This window comes from Curtobacterium sp. 9128 (assembly GCF_007673775.1).
In the GTDB taxonomy this organism is placed as follows: domain Bacteria; phylum Actinomycetota; class Actinomycetes; order Actinomycetales; family Microbacteriaceae; genus Curtobacterium.
The window spans coordinates 55,159-77,281 of record NZ_VEAF01000005.1 but is presented as its reverse complement, the minus strand read 5'-3'; the positions used below and the strand labels follow the sequence as shown (position 1 = coordinate 77,281).

16 protein-coding genes and 1 tRNA gene are annotated in these 22,123 nt (G+C 67.0%); 10 read left to right on the top strand and 7 right to left on the bottom strand.

Annotated features, from left to right (window positions below; translation table 11 throughout):
- Positions 1-71 precede the first annotated feature (71 nt).
- The 6 genes from FS641_RS11795 (at position 72) to FS641_RS11770 (ending at position 8,370) form a co-directional block, all read left to right on the top strand.
- Complete coding sequence (locus tag FS641_RS11795) at positions 72-4,580, top strand: FtsK/SpoIIIE domain-containing protein (protein WP_144764015.1); 4,509 nt, start codon at positions 72-74, stop codon at positions 4,578-4,580.
- Between the two features lie 55 nt (positions 4,581-4,635).
- Entirely contained in the window at positions 4,636-4,932 is a 297-nt protein-coding gene (locus FS641_RS11790) for a WXG100 family type VII secretion target (protein ID WP_144764013.1), read from the top strand.
- Positions 4,933-5,014: 82 nt separating this feature from the next.
- Positions 5,015-5,302: a hypothetical protein gene (locus tag FS641_RS11785; protein ID WP_144764011.1), complete on the top strand. Its 288-nt coding sequence runs from the start codon at positions 5,015-5,017 to the stop codon at positions 5,300-5,302.
- Positions 5,302-7,032, top strand: coding sequence for a hypothetical protein (locus FS641_RS11780; protein WP_144764009.1), 1,731 nt, complete (start codon positions 5,302-5,304; stop codon positions 7,030-7,032). The genes FS641_RS11785 and FS641_RS11780 overlap by 1 nt, the downstream gene beginning before the upstream one ends.
- 56 nt (positions 7,033-7,088) lie before the next feature.
- The gene (locus FS641_RS11775; protein WP_144764007.1) at positions 7,089-7,514 is read left to right on the top strand and encodes a hypothetical protein; all 426 of its coding nucleotides are present in this window, start codon (positions 7,089-7,091) and stop codon (positions 7,512-7,514) included.
- Positions 7,515-7,884: 370 nt separating this feature from the next.
- Positions 7,885-8,370: a hypothetical protein gene (locus FS641_RS11770; protein ID WP_144764004.1), complete on the top strand. Its 486-nt coding sequence runs from the start codon at positions 7,885-7,887 to the stop codon at positions 8,368-8,370.
- Positions 8,371-8,573: 203 nt separating this feature from the next.
- On the opposite strand, the gene FS641_RS11765 is transcribed toward FS641_RS11770, so the two are convergent.
- Both FS641_RS11765 and FS641_RS11760 read right to left on the bottom strand, forming a co-directional pair.
- Positions 8,574-10,742 (bottom strand): ATP-dependent DNA helicase RecQ, encoded by a 2,169-nt coding sequence (locus FS641_RS11765; protein WP_144764002.1) that lies wholly within the window; start codon positions 10,740-10,742, stop codon positions 8,574-8,576.
- A 74-nt stretch (positions 10,743-10,816) separates the two neighbouring features.
- A complete protein-coding gene (locus FS641_RS11760; protein ID WP_144764000.1) occupies positions 10,817-12,310 on the bottom strand; it encodes a hypothetical protein in 1,494 nt (497 codons plus the stop codon).
- 150 nt (positions 12,311-12,460) lie between these two features.
- On the opposite strand from FS641_RS11760, the gene FS641_RS11755 reads away from it, so the two are divergent.
- Positions 12,461-12,534, top strand: a tRNA-Pro gene (locus tag FS641_RS11755).
- A gap of 383 nt (positions 12,535-12,917) precedes the next feature.
- Here the strand turns inward: FS641_RS11755 and FS641_RS11750 are convergent.
- The 3 genes from FS641_RS11750 to FS641_RS11740 all read right to left on the bottom strand — a co-directional run bounded on the left by FS641_RS11750 (position 12,918) and on the right by FS641_RS11740 (position 16,929).
- Complete coding sequence (locus FS641_RS11750) at positions 12,918-15,005, bottom strand: hypothetical protein (RefSeq protein WP_144763998.1); 2,088 nt, start codon at positions 15,003-15,005, stop codon at positions 12,918-12,920.
- Positions 15,002-15,994, bottom strand: coding sequence for a site-specific integrase (locus FS641_RS11745; protein ID WP_144763996.1), 993 nt, complete (start codon positions 15,992-15,994; stop codon positions 15,002-15,004). The genes FS641_RS11750 and FS641_RS11745 overlap by 4 nt, the downstream gene beginning before the upstream one ends.
- A 74-nt stretch (positions 15,995-16,068) precedes the next feature.
- Positions 16,069-16,929, bottom strand: coding sequence for a hypothetical protein (locus tag FS641_RS11740; protein WP_144763994.1), 861 nt, complete (start codon positions 16,927-16,929; stop codon positions 16,069-16,071).
- 167 nt (positions 16,930-17,096) lie between these two features.
- Here FS641_RS11740 and FS641_RS11735 point away from each other — a divergent pair, with 167 nt between their 5' ends.
- Both FS641_RS11735 and FS641_RS18590 read left to right on the top strand, forming a co-directional pair.
- Entirely contained in the window at positions 17,097-17,666 is a 570-nt protein-coding gene (locus FS641_RS11735) for a helicase associated domain-containing protein (protein ID WP_144763992.1), read from the top strand.
- A gap of 161 nt (positions 17,667-17,827) precedes the next feature.
- Positions 17,828-18,604 (top strand): GNAT family N-acetyltransferase, encoded by a 777-nt coding sequence (locus tag FS641_RS18590; RefSeq protein ID WP_144763990.1) that lies wholly within the window; start codon positions 17,828-17,830, stop codon positions 18,602-18,604.
- 81 nt (positions 18,605-18,685) lie between these two features.
- On the opposite strand, the gene FS641_RS11725 is transcribed toward FS641_RS18590, so the two are convergent.
- Together FS641_RS11725 and FS641_RS11720 are read right to left on the bottom strand one after the other, a co-directional pair.
- The gene (locus FS641_RS11725; RefSeq protein ID WP_144763988.1) at positions 18,686-19,252 is read right to left on the bottom strand and encodes a hypothetical protein; all 567 of its coding nucleotides are present in this window, start codon (positions 19,250-19,252) and stop codon (positions 18,686-18,688) included.
- 541 nt (positions 19,253-19,793) lie between these two features.
- On the bottom strand, positions 19,794-21,413 hold the full coding sequence (locus tag FS641_RS11720; RefSeq protein ID WP_144763986.1) for a DUF262 domain-containing protein: 1,620 nt from the start codon (positions 21,411-21,413) through the stop codon (positions 19,794-19,796).
- A gap of 248 nt (positions 21,414-21,661) precedes the next feature.
- On the opposite strand from FS641_RS11720, the gene FS641_RS18125 reads away from it, so the two are divergent.
- Positions 21,662-21,826 (top strand): hypothetical protein, encoded by a 165-nt coding sequence (locus FS641_RS18125; RefSeq protein WP_186317724.1) that lies wholly within the window; start codon positions 21,662-21,664, stop codon positions 21,824-21,826.
- The last annotated feature ends 297 nt before the right edge of the window (positions 21,827-22,123 follow it).

Genomic DNA, 22,123 nt, shown 5'->3' with positions numbered 1-22,123 from the left:
CGCGACCGTCCACGGACGGGCCTGGAGCGGCCTCCTGGCGGGTGCCTAGGATGGGCGCCGGGGGGTGACCGGTGAAACTCAAGTTGACCATCGGCGACACGGCCGGAGCCGATCGCGACGTCGTGCTGACCGCGGACGTGACCGCGACGATCGGGAGCCTCGCGAACCGACTCGCCACCGGCAACCCGACGTCGGGTGCGCCGCTCACGCTCCGGGCGCAGTTCCCCGACCGAGCCCAGGCGCGCCTGCTCAACCCCTCGGCCACCGTCCACGAGTCGTCCCTGCGGTCCGGCTGCCGGATCGAGGTCGTCCCCGTGACCGAGCGTCGACGCGGGGACGACGTGGAGGACGCCCCGGCCGCGGTCGTCCAGGTCATCGACGGGCCGGAGGCCGGCAACGAGTACACGCTGTCCGAGGGGGTCAACCTCATCGGGCGCGACCAGATGGCGCAGGTCTACCTCGCCTCCGACGACCAGGTGTCCCGACGGCACGCCTCCGTGGTGGTGGGGGAGACCATCGAGGTCGTCGACGGCAACTCGGCGAACGGCGTCGCGGTCGACGGACGACTCGTCGCGCGGGCCTTCGTCGAGCCCACGACCACGATCCAGGTCGGGCAGTCGCGCCTGCGGATCGTGCCGCTCGCCCGCACCGGAGTCCCGGCGGTACCAGGTACCCCGGGTGCCGCGGGGGTGCCGAGCCACGACGCCTTCTCCCGGTCCCCGCGCGTCGACCCGGCGTACCGCGGGAAGTCGTCCACGCTGCCCGAGATCCCGGTGCCGGGGGAGAAGCCGCGACTGCCGATCCTGGCGATCCTGGCCCCGATCGTGCTCGGTGCCGTGCTCTTCCTGGTGACGAGACAGCCGTACACGCTGATCTTCATCGCCCTCTCCCCGGTCATCATGATCGGCACCTGGATCGACCAGCGGGTCCAGGTCAAGCGGCGGAAGCGCGACGAACGGCAGCGGTTCGAGGCGTCGCTCGCCGACGTCCGGACCCGGCTCGCCGCCGAGCGCGAGCGCGAGGTCGAGGCCCGCCTGACCGAGTCACCGGCGTCGGCCGTCGTCACCGCGGCGATGCGGGACCGCTCGGCACTGCTGTGGACGCGCAAGCCCGAGCACACGACGTTCCTCGAGGTCCGCTTCGGCACCGGGACGCAGCCGTCCCGGTCCACGATCACGATGCCGTCGAAGAACTCCGGCAGCGTCGACGACTGGAACCGCGCCGAGGAACTCGCCGACGAGTACCGCTCGGTCGGCCCGGTCCCGGTCATCGAGACCCTGGAACGCGCCGGGGCGATCGGTGTCGCCGGCACCGGGCTGGCCGCGGACGACGTCGCCCGCTCGCTCGTCGTGCAGCTCGCCGGGCTGCACAGCCCCGCCGACCTCGTCGTCACCGCGTTCGCCGGCGGGACGACCACCGACCAGTGGGGCTGGCTCAAGTGGCTGCCGCACGTCGACTCCCCGTACAGCCCCCTGCGGTCCGGCGGCCTCGTCCGCGACTTCGCCGGCGCCTCCACCCTGCTGGCCGAACTCGAGGGACTCGTGGCGCGGCGTCGGGACGCCGGCGCCGGCCGCGGGGAACAGGTCCGATCCCGGATCGACGAGCACCGCGCGCTCGACGAGGACCACGGCGAGTCCGTGGACCGCCTCCCCGCCGTGCCGGCGGTCCTCGTCGTCGTCACGGCCGAGGCCCCGGCGGACCGAGCGCGGCTCGTGGCGCTCGCCGAGGAGGGCCCGGACTTCGGCGTCTTCGTGCTCTGGCTCGCGCCGACGCTGCAGGCGCTGCCCGTCGTCTGCCGGACCTACGTCGCCCTGGACCGGTCGACCGGCACCGCCACGGTCGGCTTCGTGCGTTCCGGTCAGGCCGTCGTCCTCGAGGCGCTGGAGCGCGTCGACGGCATCGAGGCGGCGACGGCGGCGCGGGCCGTCGCGCCGGTGCAGGACTCCGGCGCGCGGGTGCTCGACGAGACCGACCTGCCGCACAGCGTGGCGTTCGTGGACCTGTACGAGGGCGACGTCGCGGACGACCCCGACGCGGTGGTCAGCCGCTGGGTCAAGAACGACAGCCTCGTGGCGGACTGGGTCCCCGGATCGGGGCGTGAGTCCAGCGGCATCCGAGCCGTCGTCGGGCAGGGGCCGAGCGAGCCGCTCGCCCTCGACCTCCGCGCGCACGGTCCGCACGCGCTCGTCGGCGGGACCACGGGGTCGGGCAAGAGCGAGTTCCTGCAGACCTGGATCATGGGCATCGCCGCGGAGTACGCCCCGGACCGGGTGACGTTCCTGCTCGTGGACTACAAGGGCGGGGCCGCGTTCGCCGAGTGCGTCGCACTCCCGCACACCGTCGGGCTCGTCACCGACCTCGGTCCGCACCTGGTCCGTCGGGCGCTGACGTCGCTCCGCGCGGAACTGCGGTACCGGGAGCACCTGCTCAACGAGCGCGGTGCCAAGGACCTCGTGACGCTGGAGCAGCGCGGCGATGCGGCAGCCCCGCCGTCCCTCGTCATCGTGATCGACGAGTTCGCGGCGCTCGCGACCGAGATCCCGGAGTTCATCGACGGCGTCATCGACGTGGCCCAGCGCGGCCGCTCGCTCGGACTCCACCTCGTCATGGCGACGCAGCGCCCGAGCGGCGTCATCAAGGACTCCCTGCGCGCGAACACGAACCTCCGCATCGCGCTCCGCGTGGCCGACGAGGTGGACAGCGCCGACGTGCTCGGCGTGCCGGACGCCGCGTGGTTCGACCCGGGGACGCCGGGGCGCGCCGCCGCGAAGACCGGACCCGGTCGGGTGACCGACTTCCAGACCGCCTACCTCGGCGGCCGTTCGGAGGACGTGGCGCACGAGCCCGACGTCGAGGTGCAGGACTTCCCGTTCGGCCCTGGTCCGATATGGCCGAGCGCACCGCGCCCGCCGCGCGACACCGCCCGGGCAAAGGACATCGAGCGGCTCGCCCGCACCATCGCCGCCGCTGCCGACCGGCGGTCCCTCGCGGTGCCGCGCCGCCCCTGGCTCGACCAGCTCGGCGCCGGGATCGACCTCGCCGACCTACCGACGTCCGGTGGCTCGGCGCTCGCCGTCGGCACGATAGACCTCCCCGAGGAACAGCGGCAGCAGCCGTACCTGCTCGACCTCGACGTCGTCGGCAACGTCGCGGTGCTCGGAACCGGTGGTGCCGGCAAGTCCGCGGCGCTCCGGACCGTCGCGATCGCCGCGTCCTCCGTCGCCGACCGACACCCGGTCCAGATCCACGCGCTCGACTTCGGTGGCGGCGGACTGGCGATGCTCGAGGGCCTGCCCACCGTCGGCTCGGTGATCAGCGGCCCCGACGACGAACGCATCACCCGGCTGCTCGTCGAGCTCGAGGGCGTGCTCGCCGACCGGTCCGTCCGGTTCGCCGCGGCACGGACCGCCACCCTGAGCGAGTACCGCGCCGTCACCGGGGCCGCTGAGCCTCGGATCATCGTGCTCGTCGACGGCATGGGCGCCTTCCGGAACGAGTACGAGTTCCGTCCCGGGTCGCTGCAGCTGTTCGACCAGGTCCTCGCGCTGGCGTCGACGGGACGCGCGCTCGGCGTGCACCTGGTGATGTCCGCCGACCGGGTGGGGGCGTTCCCCACGGGTCTGCAGGCCAGCATCGGCGAGCGGGTCGTCCTCCGTCTCGCCAGTGACATCGAGTACAACGCCGCGGACGTGCCGTCGGACGTCCTCGTCGAGGCGGTGCCCGGTCGCGGCCTCGTCGGTGAGCACGAGGTCCAGGTGGCGGTCCCCGCGGGCAGCGCCGACCTCGTCGTGCAGGCCGCCGCCGTCGATGCGCTCTCCCGGTCGCTCGTCGCCCGCGGCGTCCCGGCGACCCCGGAGATCCGGCGACTGCCGACGTCCGTCCCGGCCTCCACCCTGCCGAGCTCCGTCGCGGGCCGCCCGACGATCGGGCTCGCCGACGACACGCTGCTCCCCGTCGGCATCCCGACCGACGGCCTGTTCGTCGTGACCGGGCCGTTCGGCTCCGGACGCACCACCACCATGCGCACCCTCATCGACTCCGTCACGGCGACCTTCCCGGACCGCCCCGCCTACCTGGTGGTCGGGCGGCGGAGCGCGCTCCGCGACGCCACCGACTGGGCGGAGGTCGCGACGGACTCCGACAGCGCGGACGCGCTCGCCGGGCGCCTGGTGTCGACGCTCGAGTCGGGCAGCGGGACGGGGCCGGAACCGGTGATCGTCATCGAGAACGTCGGGGACTTCGAGGGGCTGCCAGCCGAGACCCAGGTCGCGCGCCTGATCAAGGCAGCACGTCGCGCCGGTGTGTTCGTGCTCGCCGAGGCCGACACCGTGACGGCGCCGAGCGCGTGGCAGCTCTTCGCGGAGCTCAAGACCGCCCGCGCCGGGATCGCCCTGCAGCCGGAGGAGACCGACGGACTGACGCTGTTCCGAACCGCGTTCCCGCGCTGCACGCGGTCGGACTTCCCGCTCGGGCGGGGGTTCATGGTCGACTCCGGGCGGGTCACACGCGTGCAGGTCGCGGAGGCCGTCCACAGCGGTTTGCCTCACGGTGGTGAGGAAAATACGCGTCTGTTAGCGTGACCAACGGGGTCGTCGGAGGGGCTGACGGCCGAGATCCACAACGAGGGGAAACACCATGCCGAACATCAACGTGTCCTACCAGGAGCTCAACAGCAACGCGGATCGGCTGCTGGCTGGTCGTGACGAGATCAACGCGACGCTGTCGAAGTTGCAGGCACAGATCGCCTCGCTCACGCGGGCGGGGTTCCAGACGGACCGCTCGTCGGGTGCGTACAACGACGCGTACCAGCGGTTCACGACGGGGGCGCAGAACGCCATCGGTGGGTTGGACGACCTGGCGCAGTTCCTGCGGACCACGGCGACCACGCTGGGTGACGTCGACCAGCAGCTGGCGTCGAAGCTCGGGCGCTGACCGTTCCGCTGTGGCCCGTGGACGGACCCGCTTCCGGCGCCGTCCACGGGAACGGGCGATGAACTCATCCTGGGGGTGACAGGTGAGCGGTGAGCTCAAGGTCGTCTACGCCGCGTTGGACGCGGCGTCGGCCAAGGTCTCCGCGGCAGCGGACGACGTTCAGATCGGTGCGCGCATCCGGCATGGCTCCGGCAACGCAGAGCTGGGATCCAGTGCGGTCGCGTCGGCGCTCTCGGCAGCGACGGCGCAGCAGGTGCAGCGTTCCGACCTGGTGGCGGACAACGTGCGCGTAGCGGCGAAGTTCCCGACGCAGGCGAAGCAGTCGTACGCCGAGCAGGACTCGGCGTTGGCCGGTGCGGCGGCGAAGTGATGACGTGGACGAAGGACGACCCGGCGCAGGGGAGCCCCGCCGCGATCCAGGGCCTCGCGCAGTTGCGGAGCGCACGTGCTGCCAAGATCCGGGATGCTCAGCAGTCGCTGCACGCGGCTGCTACGAGCTCTGGCGAGGAGTGGAAGGCGATGAGCCAGCCAGCGTTCGCCGCGAAGCTGTCGGCGGATGCGGCGGACGTGGAGTTGCTCGCGACCGGACTCGAGGCGCAGGCCTCGGCGTTGCAGACGTACGCGGGGCAGCTGTCTGAGCTCAAGGACCGTCAGCGCGTCCTCGAGCAGCAGCGCTCCAGCGCTCAGATGGACTTCGGGCTGACGCGGCTGCAGGTCGCCGCTTCCGATTCGGAACTCCCGCCGTTGTTGCGCGCCGAGTCGCCGGACCCGGACGTCATGAGCGCTGCGAAGCGGAAGGCCGCAGCGGCCCGGACCGCGCTCGAGGGAGCCGAGGCGAAGATGCGCGGGATCGACGCGCAATGGGACCAGCTCGTGGCAGACCGGCGGACCATCGATTCGACGTGCGTGGCGGCGCTCCAGGGAGACCAGGTCCTCGGCAAGCTCGCTGGTGTGACCAGCTCGACCATCGCTGGCAGCACGCCTGCGGCGCTGATGGCGCTGGTCGCGGGGATGAGTGCCATCGACCTCAAGATCTTGTTGCAGCAGCATCCCGAGCTGGCGCGTGCGCTCGACGAGGCGGCACCGTCGGACGTGGCGCAGTGGTGGGGGTCGCTTCCGCAGAGCGCGCAGGATGCGCTCGTCACGGGGCTCCCGGCGGTCATCGGAGCGCTCAACGGGATACCTGCGCTGGTACGCGTTGCTGCGAACAAGATCAATGCGCAGGCGCGCCTCGCCGCCATCGACGACGAGCTCGCCCGCCAGCGAAAGCTGGCTTCTGACACCGGCTCTCCGCAGCGCTTCGAAGAAAAGATCGCCGCGTTGGAAGACGAACGTGACTACCTTCGACTCGCGGTCGGCGCGCATCCCTCGGTACAGCTGTATCTGTACGACCAGGCGAAGGACCGGATCGTCGAGATGGAGGGCACCCCTTCTGCATCTACGACGACCGTCATCACGTACGTCCCAGGCACTTTTGCCTCCATGGACGGCTTCTTCAGCGGTGAGACCCAGAAGGTCGCAACGTACCTGCACCAGCACGACAAGAACGGCACGGTCGCGTTCGTCTACAAAGATGGTACGTTCCCGCAGAGTATTGGTGAAGCGAACGACGAGAGTTTCGGGCTGGCGGCAGGAGAGCGTCTTGCGCGATTCGAAGCCGGCTTGCAGGCTCAGTCGGATTTGAGCCAAGCACAGAGCGTCGGAATGGGGCATAGTTGGGGACTCGCCAATGTGACTTCATCAGAAACCGCCGGTGCGCACTACGCCAAGGTCTTGTCCTTGTCCGGAGCCGGCGCCCCACGTGCGTGGTCGAAAGCTCCAGGCACGGAATACAGGGATTTCTCGTACGACGACATCTTGCAGGACGCGCAGCACGTCTGGGGAGGTCATGTTTGGGAAGGGCGGAACCCACGTGAGATCGGTTTCGCGCATGGAGACTATTATCCGGCACCTTCGAGTATGCAAGATTTTCCCTTGAATGGAGTTGTGCCTTCGCTGCAGAATGGGATGGATCTCCACAACTTGATCGCAAATGATAGTGTTGATAATCGGCAGGCCTTGCGAGACATGCAGCAATTCATCCAGAGCGGCGTGAAGTGAAAGCATTAAAAATTGTCTCAGTCGTGACTGCGGCTGCTCTTTTGACAGGATGTGCTATGAAATCCACCGACGAGCCAAAGGATCCCAAGCAGCGCGTAGCAGCGGCGAAGGCGCGAACGCAAGAATTTGAACGGCGTATTGTGGCGTTCGTTCCGGAAGAGGAGGTGACCGGGGTCTCGCAACTGCAAAGTGGCTCGCTGCAGTCTTGCGCGTCGGGTGACATGTGGGCTGGCGGTGTGACGATCGAGTTAGAATCTAACGCTCGGCCAAAGGCTGCTTTATCCGCGCTCGGAGAGAAGGCTGAAGCCGCCGGCCTGGAAGTTGAGAGGGGCAAGTCCTACAATGGAAACGAGCGTTTGACTGTTACTGACGCTGCCGGAGTCTCGATTTTGCTTGACAGTGCTGATCATGCTATCGAGGGTGGATCGTTCTCCGAGTGTTTTTCTCTTCCACGAGACTTCTACAAAGGTGGGGAATTCTGAGTTTGTCGGACCCCGTTCATCTGAAAGTATTTACGAGCACTGCAGGTGAACCTGGGAATTTGTAGCCCTTAGATTCCAGGCGTCATGGTGCGCGAGAGGCAAGCCTTGATAACGACGTTCAGCTCGACAGGTAGGCGTTGGGTGGCATGGAGTTGTCTGAGGCGGTCGGAATAGTCGCTTCATGCGGTTTGACCACGACGACTACTATAAGGCTTCAACCGGTTGGAAAGACCTTGACGAGACTGCAGTTAGGCTTGGGCGTTCAGGCTGGCCTCCGGTGTCGACTCGCGCAACTTGGTGGCATCTGTCGACGAAGCGAACGTGCCTTGCTAGACGACCTGAGTAACTACATCTATAGGGCGAGCGAGAGATGAACTTCAAGAGCGTGCTCGCCGTGGTGGCCGTCTTGAGCTTGATGACTGGATGTGCGATGAGTGAGCAACAGCCGAAAGTCTCGCCAACGCAGTTGGCCGATGCAAAACACCTGACGCAGCGTTCTGAAGTGCAACTGGTCGATCTCCTCCCTGAAGAAGACGTTAGCGGTGTTGAACAGCTGTCCGAGGGAACAGTGCTGCGCTGCGGCGACGGTTTTCAGTGGAGCGGGAGAATCCGCGCCACTTTGAGCGACGGCGTCAACGCCGACACCGCACAGGAGCAGATTGCTGAAGCGGCGACCAGTCGCGGTGATGTTGTCAGTGAGGACAGAGTCTCGACCGGCGGGCGCAGGTACTCGATCAGGACCAAGGATGAGGTGGTCTTGCTCGTGACCGTCTGGGATAACGGCACAATGGTGAACATCACCTCCGCCTCCCCGTGCTTCCGATTGCCCGACAACTCGAAACGGCCACGATCTTAATGATGATCGGTTCGCACCTGGGTAATCGGGCGCTTCTGAGCAGGACTCCACGAGGACGCCCAGGGGATCGACCTCGTGCAGGCCGCCGACGACGCAGGCATGTCCGGAGTGGATCGGATCGGCACCGTGACGTCGCGCTTCGTGGTGTCGTCCTCGATGCTGCAGGAAGAGTTCGGCGACTGGCCGGGGCGGCCGTGAACTGATCAGGCGACCGTGGCGAGCGCGAACGGCAGCACGGCTGACGCCCCCGCCCGACGGAGTTCGCGTCCGGCGACGGTCATCGTCCAGCGGCTGTCGACGAGGTCGTCCACGAGCAGCACCGGCCCCTCGTGCTCCTGCAGCGCGGCGCCGAGCGATGGCCCGACCACGAAGCTGTCCCACACCCCGGCGAGCCGGTAGGCGCTGTTCGTCGCACCGTCGCCGCGCGAGGTGCCACCGTTCCGGTCGAGTGTCCCGAGGAACTGCAGCTTGCCGATCGACGCCAGCGCCTGGGCGACCGAGGCGACGAGCTGCGGCCGGGAGGCCGACGGCATCGCCACGACCCCGGTGGGCCGGATCTCCCACGGCCAGTCGCGCAGCGCGCGGATGCAGCCGTCGAGGAGCTCACGGGACACCGGCGCATCGGCAACGCCCGGCGCGAAGAGCGCCCGGAGCGGGCCACCCCACCCGAGGTCGGTCAAGCGGGCGACGGCGCGGCCTGCGGCCACGGTCTCGCCGGCGGGCAGTTTGCCCTTCACGGGTACGTCGAGCGCACTCATCCCGGAGGGCCACTGCGCCCGCGGCGGGATCTCGACGCCGACCTGGTCGAGGGCCGAAGCCGCCCCGGACGATGCTCCCTCCGGCACGTCGACCGGGTACCAGACGCCGGCGCAGTTGTCGCACCGTCCGCACGGCTCGGCCGACGGGTCGTCGAGGTCCTGCTGCAACAGCTGCATGCGGCACGCGGAGGTCGACTCGTAGTCGAGCATCGCCGCGGCCTCGGCGGCGCGAGCGGCAGCGACGCGTTCGTAGCGGGCGGCGTCGTACTCCCACGGCGTCCCGGTGGCGACCCAGCCGCCGGCGACGCGGCGGACGGCACCGTCGACGTCGAGCACCTTGAGCAACAGCTCGAGCGTGGATCGCTTGATGTCCACGAGCCCCTCGAGTGCGACGGTGGACATCGCGGAGTCCGTCGACAGCGCACCGAGCACGGCTTCGGCACGCGACGCGGTCGGCATCGAGGCGCTCGCGAAGTACTTCCAGATCTCCTGGTCCTCGTACCCGGGGAGCAACAGCACGTCGGCGTTGTCGGTGGCACGTCCGGCGCGGCCGATCTGCTGGTAGTAGGCCACCGGGGACGACGGGGCACCGACGTGCACGACGAAGCCGAGGTCGGGCTTGTCGAACCCCATGCCGAGGGCACTGGTGGCGACGAGGGCCTTCAGCTCGTTGCCCTTGAGCTGGTGCTCCAGCTGCTCGCGTTCCTCGGTGTCGGTCCGCCCGGTGTACGCCCGGACCGTGTACCCGCTCTCGCGGAGGAGCCGTGCGATGTCCTCGGCCGCCGAGACCGTCAGCGTGTAGATGATGCCGCTGCCCGGGAGGTCACCGAGGTGCGCCAGGAGCCAACCCAGTCGCGCGCGGGCGTCGGGCAGCGTCAGCACACCGAGCCGCAGCGACGCCCGGGCGAGGGAGCCGCGGATCGTGAACACCGGGTCAGCTGGGCCGGCGGTGAGCTGTTCGGCGACGTCCTCGACCACACGCTCGTTCGCCGTGGCGGTCGTCGCGAGCACGGGCACGCCGTGCGGCAGGGAGCGGATGAGTTCGGCCAGGCGTCGGTAGTCCGGCCGGAAGTCGTGCCCCCAGTCGGAGATGCAGTGCGCTTCGTCGACCACGAGCATCCCCATGCGTGCGATCAGCGCCGGGAGCTGTTCGTCGCGGAACTTCGGGTTGTTCAGGCGTTCGGGGGAGACGAGGAGCACGTCGACCTCGTCGCGGGCGAGAGCCGCCTGCGTCTCCGTCCACTCGTGCGCGTTCGCCGAGTTGATCGAGACCGCTCGGACACCGGCCCGCGCGGCAGCGGCCACCTGGTCGCGCATGAGCGCCAGCAGCGGCGACACGAGCACCGTCGGACCCCCACCCCGGCGACGGAGGAGCAGCGTCGCGAGGAAGTACACCGCCGACTTGCCCCACCCGGTGCGCTGCACGACGAGGGCACGCTGCCGGTGCTCCACGAGCGCGGAGATCGCCTCGAGCTGACCCGGGTGGAAGACGGCGTCGGGACGCCCCGTGAGCGCAGCGAGCGCCTCCTGCGCCTCGGCGGCGATCGCCGCCGACGGCGGAGCCGGAGCGACGGCCGGGGTGGACGGGTCAGAGCCGAGCACGGGGGTGGACATGTCCCCATGGTGTCAGCACCGACCGACGGAACGGGGGTCGCGCCTCCAGTCTGTGGAGAACGCGACGTGACCCGCTACTGGTAGGTGACGAGCGACGGCGTCGGCGAGACGTCCCGCATCGTCTGCTCCGGGGTGAGCATCGGGGTGTCCTCGTCGAAGAAGTTCTTCCAGCCCCAGTGCACGCCGGCCGGCGCGTCGACGTGCAGCGCCTTCCACGTCGCCTGCTTGTCCGGCTGCGACCCCTGTCCGTCCACGTGGATCAGCATGTCGAGCTCCGGGTGCGCCTCCAACGTCGCACGGTGCTGGATCATCGACAGCCGGAACTGGTGCAGCACGAGCGCCTTCGGCGGCAGCCCCTCGGACCGCACCAGCCCGGCGAGCCACGAGGACACCGCGTTCACCTCCGCGGCCTCGACGCTCCCGATCTGCTCGAGCGGCACCTGGTCCGCCGCGAGCCGCCACTCCGGGTCGAGCGCCAGCCACACGCCCGGGCGCTTCAGCAGCGACTCGTACCGCTTGGCCTGGGTCAGGAAGTCCGTCCGGCCCGGCTGCAGGTCGAGGATGACCGGCATGCCAGCGTCGTGTGCGGCATCGACGTAGGGTTCGAGCGTCGCGACCGGCAACTCGTTCGAGTAGTCGCCGTCAGCGCCGGGGGAGCCGGCGGCGACGGACGCGATCACCTCGAACGCGGGCGTCACCGGCTCGTCGGACACGCCGTCGTAGGACGACGCGAGCTGCCGGACGCGGGCAACCGACGCCGCTGGGTCCTGCTCACCGAGCACACCGAGCGACGGCGCGCCCGGGGCGCCGTACATCGCGACGTACCGATGGCCCGCGAACGGCCGCTGCCCGCCGTGCGGCAGCTGGAACCCGGTCTCCGCGGCGCGGACGGTCCACTGCGGATCCGGTAGCGCACCGAACGCGGACCCCACGAGCAGCGTCGAGGCGTCCCGGTGGTCGTGCAGGGCCGTCACGACGTCCGGAGCCGCCGCCGGGTCGGTCACGCCCTCCGGCATGGTCACCACGGGCGCGCCCGCCGCCTCCGCGGTCGCCACCGGAGCAGCATCTGCCGTCGCGTCCGCCACCACCACGGTCGCCGGCCGGGAGGCCCGGGTCGTCTCCGGCGCTCGTTCCGCCTCCGGTGCAGATCGCCGCCGGACGTCCGTGTCGACCCGGACGTCGCCCTCCGCCTGGTACCAGGTCGCGCCGAGACGGTCGAGTTCGCGGGCCACGGGATCCGTGGTGCTGTCGGTGCGGGTGCCCGTGGTCCTGGTCGTCAGCAGCAGGGGGACGTGGGACCGGCTGGCGGCGCTCGCCGCGTCGCGGATCACGTCGGCGTCCCCGGCCGGGGCGACGACGGCACCGGGGGCGGTGGCGAAGAGGGCACGACTCGCCCGGATCGACCGTTCGGCCGGGTCCTGCTGCGCGGCGACGACCACGGTGTCCCCGGCGGCCTTCGTGAGCGTCGGTCGGGAGTCCTGCTGCGCCGGGCCGGTGCACCCGGCGGCCCCGAGCACGAGTCCGGAGGCCACGATCGCGACGAGGGCACGGGTGGTTCGGGGACGCATCGGGCCACCCTACGAGGGTGCTTCTGGACGCCTCGTGATCGGGTGGTGGCGCGGCGGGGGTCCGGCGTCCGCTATGCTGGTCGGGCTGCTCCGCACTCGGTCGGGTGCGGGTGGCGGAGTCCTCCGGGACTCCGAGTTCTCCGGAGCTCGCGGGCTGTGGCGCAGCTTGGTAGCGCACTTGACTGGGGGTCAAGGGGTCGCAGGTTCAAATCCTGTCAGCCCGACCGAAGGGGCGAGTTAGTAATCGTCTCAAGAACTGTGCACAACGAAGAAGCCCACCGAGAATTTCGGTGGGCTTCTTCGTTGTCGTCGGGCTCGTGTTGGGATGCGCGGCACTTGTCGTTGCTGTTTCGCAACGCGCGAGGCGCACGCTCTCGGTCCCAGGCGCGACAAGTATCGCCACGTCCACATGGCATCGGCTGCGGCAACGCCGTCACGCTGTGCGACGCGTCTCGTGAGCCGTAACGACGGCACCCGCTCCAGCGGAAGGGGCCAGCGTAGGCAGCTCAGTGATCAGCCGTGTGTCCGACGTTAGCGAGCGGTGGCCATCGCCGATCGGATGGGCGTACCTCGCGGCAGTCTGCAGGAACGCTGAGGGAGGTCTTGCCTACGTCCGCTTCTTGACGGTGCGTGTTGCGCGTTGCGCTGTGCGAGCCGCCTTCTCTGCGGCTTTTTGCTGTCTGAGTTCGAGGTCCGGTGCGCCGCCGGGGAGGGTCCCCGTGTATGTGTTCGCGAATTCTCGGTCTCGTCGCTTCTGAACGGGAACGTTGCGTGGCGCCTTGCCGGCCTTCTCGCGTGCTTCTTCTCGCTCGAGTTTGCGGACGAAGTCGCAGATCATGCGGATGTTCATTGCAGCGAGCAAGAACGTCATGAAGATCTGGGCGGCCGCGAACCCTCGGACCTGGCGGCGGGAGTCGTCGTGGAGGCTGCCGTACTTGGTGCTCTTCGCCATGGAGTTTCCGCCCTCAGAGAGGTTGCGGGCGTAGCCGTGGAAGTTGCGCCATTCCTTGGACTTGTAGCGCAGCGCCTGCTGGACCGGGGGCATGTCGTCCTGCGTGAACAGCACGGAGTGCTGGCGGCAGATATCGGGGAGGTCGTCGCCGATCGGGAACCCGTCTTCGGCAGGGTCGACTTCGTCAAGCGTGCGCTTCTTCGCTTCGGAGACGCGTCGGCTGATCTGCTTGAGTGGGCAGATGATGGTGGGGCTGTCGCCGGACGCGGGGCACATCATCGGAACGCGGCCCTGCTCGTCGGGTCGAGCCTTCGGACGGGCCGCGTAGTCTTCCCGGGCGTCGTTGCGGACGTTGTAGGTCGCCTCGTCGATCTTGCCCTCCAGCACGTCCTTGCTGGCTGACTTGTACCTGCTGGGCATCGCGGGGCAGTAAATGCCACCTTCGACGAAGATGAGGCCGGCGTGTCCGCCGGCGGGGCCGAGGTTGTCGATGCGGTACTCGGTGCTGGCTTCCCAGCCGAGCTTGCGTGCTGGCTTGTAGAGCCGCTCTGGAAGTGCGTTGGCCCAGTACTCCTTGTCGGCATCCGCGATGCCGGGCAGGTGGCCCGCACCGACGATCGAGGCGAGGACGGCTGCCGCTGCTTCGGCGGTCCCGATACCCGGCATGCTCAGCGTTGCGGCCATGATGAGCTGCGGTGCAGACTTTCGGTCGCATTCTTCGAGGAAGACGCGTCGGGCCAGGGTCGCATTCCAACCCCAAAAGTACTCAGTTTCCTTGACGTACTGCGGTGCTTTGCCTGGTGCTGCGTCGAGACGCTTCTCGGTCTCTTTGACGTACCAGCCGGCGTGCGGTTCGACGGGGCCCGGGCGCGGCTTTCCTGCTGCCGCTTCTGAGCGCTCCTTTTCGATGCGCGCTTTGAGCTTGGTCTCGTTGTGGGTCATGCCCTTCTTTAGGGGCGAGGTGACGTGGGTGCCATCGAATGCGACGTCGATGTTCTTGCGCTTCGGCGCCCGACGCACTCGCCGGGGCTGCATGTAGAAGGTCATCTCAAGGAAGCGCGTTGTGAAGCGGTCGAGGCGCTCCATGCCGAGCTGCTCGCGGTCGAGGTCACGCTCGTCCCAGATCTTCTTGTTGATCTCGATGCTCTTCGCCTTGTACCGGTCAGTTGGTGTGCGCCCGATCTCGTCGGGTGTCGTCGGCTCCTTGATCGTGGGGTAGGGGTCGTAGGTCTTCAAGAAGCGGCGGAAGGCGTTGCCGACGTTCTGCTCCCAGTTCTCGATCTTCATAAGGGACGGCTTGCTCGAAGGATGCGGCAAGTTGAGGAGCTCCCGTGCGTCGTCGTCGAGGCCGCCATAGAACAGGGAACCCAGCTCGACCATGAGTTGGGGTTGATTCGCCATTGTCGCGAGCATCATGCCGGTGAGCAGAGCCAGCGGGGTGATCATTGCCGGAGCGCCACCGCGTCCCGGGTGCCAACCGTCGACGCGGACGTAGGCCTCGTAATCGTCGAGGACACCAGAGGCGAGGACTCGAGCTCGAGCGATCCAGGTGGTCTCGAAGTCGAAACGTCGGAAGCCCGAACGTGGGTCCGCGATCTCCTTGCCGCGAAGCGCGATGCCGGCAGCAAGGCGCTCGCGGGTGAGGATGTAGAGATCCCACTGCTCGACCGGTTCCTGCTTTGTGCGGCCGTCCCTCTTGACGTAGTCGGCTGCTGCACCGTTCGAGATGCCGTACTCGCTCATCGGGTCACCGCCTGGCGGCCGGCGCCGGTGATCGCCGCGAGGTTCGCCTCGATGGAGGTTGGACGGGCGTGATGGTAGTAGCGGGCGACGGTGCGCACGTGAATGCCAGCGAGGCGTGCGATGAGGTTGTCCGGCACACCTTCATCGATGAGCTTGACGATCCATCCGGAACGGAGGCGCTGCGGGGTCAGACGAACCTTTGCCGGGTGCGCCGTGACGAACGACGTGATGGGTCGGGGCGGGTACTCATCGAACTCGTAACCGTGGAAGAGCAAGCCATCGCGGCTCTCGCAAGCAAGGTCGAGTACCGGAACCCATTCGCGGCGGACGGGGACGCTTCGGGCCCGTTCGCCGCGCACGGAGACGAAACGGTCGCCTTCCGCGGTGTGAGTGATGTCCTGACGTTCGACGGCGATGAGCTCTGCCGGGTTCAGACCGGCGCCTGCGCCGAGGGAGAGGAGAACGGCGGCATTGCGACGGCTGAGTTCGGTTGGAAGACCCGTCCGCCAGCTGTTGAGTTCCGCGAGCTCGGCGCTGCTGTAGGGGGCCTTCGGGGGGCCGGCCTGGAGCGTGAGCCGGTGCGTCGGCTCACCCGTGAGCTTCGTGGTGAGGGTGCCCAAGATGCGTGTGACGTCGAATCGGGTGGACGGTGCGAGATGGCGGAGTTCGGTGGCGACGTACTTGCTGATGAGCTTGTCGCGGAGTACTCGTTCCGGAGACAAGTCGCAGCCGGAGCGCATCCACTCCCAGATGACGAAGCGGCTCACGAAGGTCAGCAGACGGCGGGTGTTCTCGAAGGTGGTGGGTTCCGCTGAGCGCACGAGCTCGCGAACGAAGGGTCCGACGACCGCGAAGGCGGCGCGGTTCTTGTCAGGCAGGAAGTTGGTGATGGCGGTGTCGATCTCGGCGGCGATGGCTGGGGTCGGGGTCTTGCGTCGATGGGGCTTACCGGTGATGGCGTGCTGTAAGCGGTTCGTGGTCCTGGTCACGATGGAGCTATGCCGGACCACCAAGGCGAGGCGGGAGCAGAGGCCCGCTTCCGCTAGGACACGGGCAACCTCCGCTAGGACACGTGCAAGAAGCTCCGGTACCGGTCGAGTGCGGCGTAGGTCTGCAGCCCGGACTGCGCAAGGAGGGCATCGACCGCAATGTCCTGCTCGAGGCGCTGACACAACCAGGTCGACCGCATCCTCGCTGGCCTGATGTCGAGGTCCGTGGCGGTGCGGCGCACGAAGTCCGCCACCTGACCAGAGCTTGCTGAGTGACGTCCCGGCCTGAACGCCCAGTCGTCGGGGTCGTGCTCATCCAGCGCCCGCCGGAGCACCGCCTGCCAATGATCGTTCACCGGAACTGTTCTGCGTCGCGCGTCACGCACTCGAACGGCGCTCCCATCGTCCGCGACGTCTCGCCGTCGCACTGCGAGGAGTTCGCGGGTGGCAAGTCCGGCGCCGAACCCCAGCGCGAGAAGCACCGCGGCATCGCGGCGGCCGGCGTCGGTCCCGCGGGTCCTGGACCAGGAGTACAGCTCTGCCCGCTGCTTGGCGTTGTAGGGCGGGGTCGGTGTCGACCTGCCGATGCCATGAAGCGGCGTCGTCGGTAACTCGGTGACAAGCACTTCGCTAACGCGAAGCAGCTTGCCGCGCACCGTGTTCTTCGTTCCCCGGCTCAGTCCCGGCATGCCATTGATGACGAAGCTCTCGATGCGGCTGCGGCGGAACATCGTCTGCCTGTCCAGGTCGAGCGCCTTCGTCTGCCAACACCAGAGCACGAACGGTGTCAGGAACGGGTACAGCGACCGAGGGGCGACGCCGAGTTCCGCACTTACATCATCCACCAACGCGGTGAGGAACGGTCCGATCGTGTCCCACCACGGCAACGCGAGCAGCGGTGTGTAGGTCGTGGGTGCGGGGGAGTCAGAGGTCACGAGCGTGCGCCTTTCATGATGAGACCTCCGGAACGGTAGTGATCCAGACAGCGCAAGTCGTCCTGTTTCTGGCCTCGGTTCAGCGCGCAGCGGGGTGGCAACACGAAACGTAGTTCGTCCGCGCATAGGCGTCCCGAGGCCGACATCCGGCCCCGGGAAGGAACCCCGTGCCGGAATACAACAGCGCGCTCGAGCAGCTGCACGCCCGATGGAGAGCATTTGCCGCTCTACCCGCAGCCAAGCTCACGACGGATCAGCGGCGAAGCGTGGACTTCTACCTTGCCGACATCCAGCGGGGCGACAGCGCCGAATCGCATGTGCGCCGCTGGATCACGATGGCCCACGAGCTCGACGAGTTCACCAGATCTCACGGGCGACTACCCCTGGCGAGCGCCTTGCGACCTCGGCCGCGAACGCCTGAGCAGCAACTTGTCGATCAACTCGCGTACCAGCGGCGCCCCTCGGCGCGTGCGGCGATGGTCGAGTATCAACGCGCACGCCTCGAAGCCCTCCCGGACTTTCGCTGGGAACCGCAGAACGATCGCTGGGATGCCTGGCTCGAGCAGCATCAAGCATTCTGGAACCGAGAGCAGCGGCCTCCTCGTCGACGAGCGTCCAACCCTCAGGAGGCGAGCATCGCGCGCTGGGTTGCACACCAGCGCGCATCGGACCGAGCAGGCACCCTGCCCGCCGAGCGACGTGCACGCCTCCTATCAGCACAGTTCAGAGTGTTGTGAGTCGAGTAGGTAGGGCAGCGTGGACGAGGTCAACACTTTCCTGGCGAGAGCCAGGAACGACCGCACACTGTGTCGGGCCGCCCGTCCGGATAGCGCCCGGTCAGCGCGACGATCAGCGGACTAGGTATGTGAGACGACTCTCGTACCGCGTCTCCCGCTGCATGAAGTGTCCGATCGCGAGTCCGGTCGGCGACCGGCTATCGGGCACCCACTGGCCACTGGCCTCGAGACACGCCCACGTCGGACTACCGCATTGCTCTCGCGGCCGCTCGTCTGAGCTTCGAGCCGCTGGCGTGGCGCAACGTCTACGCCTTCACGCGTACCGACAGGACCCTGATGCGGCTCGATATCAGTCGTGGGGAACCGACTACTCGCGGGCGGACGCCGAGCGTCTCGTCGGCGGCCAGCGCGAGGGCAAGCTTGCGTCGGCAGGAGATTTGCTGCAGCTCGCGGTGCGCGAGACCACTTCGGGAACGCTCCTCTGGGATCTCACACTGCATCGCCTCGACGAGCAGCCGCGTACTTTCGAGCTCGGCGTCACCCTAGCGCGAGTGTCGCAGGGTCAACGCGTCGCCTCGGAGGCGCTGACCGCGCGACTGGACTTCGTCTTCGACCATGAGGAGGCCCATCGAGTAGTGGCCTTCCAAGATTCGCACAACGGATCGGTCGCACGACTGCTCACGCGTGTTGGGTCCGACATGAGGCGCGGCAGGTCGACGCCGACTGGTTCGAGGGCGAATGGAGCACCCTCGACGGCTGGGCCCTGCTCGCCGGCGATCGGAACCCAACACGCTTCCAGTAGACGATGCGTGAACGCGCCGGAGACCGGCAATCGCCATGGGTGCGCGCCGATCACCTCTGGAGACAGGGAGTATCGCGCTTGTCCCGGTGCATTGCATCGGTCCCGTCGACGTGATCACACGAGCGGGGCGGTATGAACTAGCGCTGACACCAATACTGCGGATCAGGCGAGGAAGGCCCCGATTCAATGCTTCGGGGCCTTCATCGCTGTGCTAGAACTAGTCGCCCCAGGCGTCTGCCACGTCCTGCGCGTCGTTTGCCTTGCGGGCCGTGTCGACCTTTTTGGCCGCGGTGTTAGTGGCCATAGTGGCGCGGGTGAGAGCGGCAATCATGTCAGTGTGGTCCTCAGTGCGCGCAAGTTGTTCAGACGGGAACGGTTCCGGATGGGTGTTGAACCCTGCGTCTCGCATTGGCGCTTGTAGCTTGCTCTTCTCGGGGTATCCGAACAGCCCTTCTAGAGCTGAGGTGACGGCGTAGTTGCTCGTACCGAAGCTCTGCGCATAGCTTCCCCGCCACGGGGTCCCAGATTGGTCGCGCATCTGACCGGCGACTTCCTCGGCTGCCGAACGCAACGAGGCTCGTAGCTTCTGCATACCCTCGCTGCCAAGCTTGCGCACCTGATCAGGGTTCTTGTCGACGGCTTTGCGGGCGAGCGCTTCGACTCGTGCGGGTAGGGCTTCTGCTACGGCATCAATCAGCGCGCGCCCGACGGATCGTTCCGCCTGGTCTGCTTCGTCGTACTCGCGCTGTGCAGCATCCACAGCCTGTCGTGTTTCTTCGCTCATGGTCGCAGTCTAGGAAACACGAGCGACAGTCACACTGTGAGGAAGGAGGGCCAGGGACCCCGGTGACGGTGTCAGTGCCCCGATGGTCCGGAACCGTTACCGCGACCGCACCGCGAACGGACGAAAACCTGTGCCCCATGAGCAAGCTCATACTGAATGGACGGCACGCTCGCTGCAACTTCGACGCGACGGAAGCGCTCCCTCGGAAGGGTTGATCAGATGCCGGCCGGATCTCGCCGCACTCGCACCAGTAGCGGCCCTCCCGCAGATCAGCGATCTCCAGCGCCCGCACCCGACCGGTGGTTATGCTGCGCTGCACCGCAGGCAGGTTGGCGCCAGCGGGTCCGGGCACATCACATAGTTGCCACTCGGCGCCGGCAGTGACGGTTGCACCCCTTCGACAGCGGCCAAGAGCGTCCAGCACCTGCCACAACGAGCCGCACCCGGCCGTAGCGGCGCCGCTCACCTACGGCGTTGCAGGCTGCGCCGCCACCGCTTTATGGTGCGCGATTCCGACGGTTACTGCGCCCTACCTCTCCAGTCAGTACGACAGCTGTATTGCGTCCCCATCCGGAAGACCGGTGTTCATCAGGTCCTCGGCGTCAAGGATCAGCTCTGCGGAACGGTCAGTGATGAACTCGTGCCAGTTGTCCGTAAAAAGAGCATCCGGCAGCACTTGTGACTGCAGGATTAGCGGGAGCGGGCTTCCCATGAGCGCCTTATAGCCCGACGGGGCTTTGTCTGAGATTTCTCGATTCTCCGCCCTGTTGAGAAAGGCGAAGTTGGCCAAGCAATCGAGCCGATACCCGCCGAGGTCCACCTCGTTGTTTACGAGGTACGCCTTCGGGAAGCAGTGATGATACTCACGCCGGTTGGGTTCCGAGAGCACTTTGTCCAAATCTACCGGCGACCCACTCATGAAGCTGCGCGGATGATGACCAGCAAGCTGGAGGAGGAACGCCTTCGTGGCAACTGTGCCCGTATTGAAGGCGCGGTCACTGTAAAAATGACCATCCATAGTGGTTGGGACGTTGTCGAGTTCGCTTGGCTCTCCATCACGCAGCTTAAGAGCTTCCACGACGTCACTCTTGACGTTTCGCGAGGGATTGCCGCTGTATCGATGAGTGAACGACGTTCGCCAGAACCAGCGGAGCAGCGCATCTCGGTCCGCCGAGGGTACCGACTGCCCTTGCTTTTTTGAGAAGTAGGCAGTGAGGGGAATCAGTAACGCCGAATAGGGCAAGAAACGAAGATGGCGAACATGGAGGTTGCTGCGAAGGAAATCAATCGCTCCTTCCAGTGCCTTGCCGACCGTATCGAAGGCGCTTCGCACCTCGCCGCCGTTCACGTCGATGAGTGCTGTAGGAGACGGATCACCTCGAAGGACTGTGGCTGCGCAACGCAACATGAGGTCATTGTCTTCGCCAACTTCATGAAACCCGAACTCGTCGAAGCGCTCGGACAAATCCTCGAACTTGGTCTGTAGATCAAACTCCTCGCTCCAGGTCCAGGCCGTAAGGAGTTGGAACGTATCCAGCTTGATACCGAGCCGATTAACCCGCTCGAAGACGATGGCAACACTTGCCCTATCCTCTTCCGCAAAAGTTTCAACTGGGATGAGCGTGCCGGAGAATCGAGACTGCACCTTCACGATTTCTTCGAGCTTCGCGTCATCGTCGAGCGCCCGTTGAGCGCGCGAAAATCCCACCGGGTCGAAGAAACTCCTTAGTGCGAAGTGTCGGTTCGGGTCCACGGCGTCTTTCGCGAGGGCGACAAACTTGGAGTCTTGCGCGTCGGTCTGAGCCTCGAAATCGTAATAAATCGGCAACCAGACAGCAGGATCCTCGGCCTGCTCAGCAAGCTCGGTCTGGAACGTCGCGAAGATTGATGTAATGCGTTGCTGACCGTCGAGCACATAGTCGATTGGGTAGTCCTGCGCCGGAGCTGGCAGCTCAAAACCACCGAGGCTCTTCTCAGTCTTCAGAACACTCTTCGTGCGCCACAGCAGGATGGACCCGAAAGGGTAGCCCTTGTAGATGGAGTCCATCAGTAGGGCGGCCCGGTCAGGGTCCCAGACAAACGAACGCTGAAAGCCGGGCACCCGGATCTGTCCTTGCAATACCCGGGAAATCAGGTTTTGAATTTGCACTGGCTCGCTCATGCGTCCCCCTAGTCGTCGTCGATCAGTGCGACTCTATCCGAAGGATCCCCCTCTCCGCAGTCGTTTCGATGGCCGATCGGCTACGCGGCAGCAGGAAGCAGGCAGCTACGCCTCACTGTCATCGCGTCGACCTGGTTGGGTGGAGCCTATGTGGATGCCCGGACTCATCGCTGGGCCGGCAATGGTTGCGGTAGCGGTAACCGCGTTCTTTCGTCGGGACCCGATCGCGCAGTAGGAGGCTGCTCTCGATGGTCACCGAAGGCCGGCAGGTCCCGATGCGCTCAGCCGTCCCGCAGACCGGCGAGCAGGAGGAGTACGCAACCTTCCGCCGGCCGGTGAACCGCGGCGACATGCATACGATCCTCATCGCACCAGGCGTGGTGCAGGGCGATCCGGAGACACTCCGCACCTGACGGAAGCACCATAAGCGTCGTCTTCTATGCGGACGGTCTTCAGTGCAGCCGCGCGGTCATGAAGCGTCTCAGTAGACGATCGGCTATCGAGACGGGCGGAACGATGATCGGCCGCCGATTTTGAGGAGTTGCATGCGAGCATGCTGTCTCGGCTTCCGCCTCGCGTATTCGGCCTTGCGATTGGCGCGGGGGCGTTGACAGCAGGCCTCGTCATGACCCTTCTCGGCGTCGGCCTCGGTGAGGACTACCTCGGACTCGTGGCGGCCGGGTTGGTCATCGCTCCTTTTGGGTTGGTGG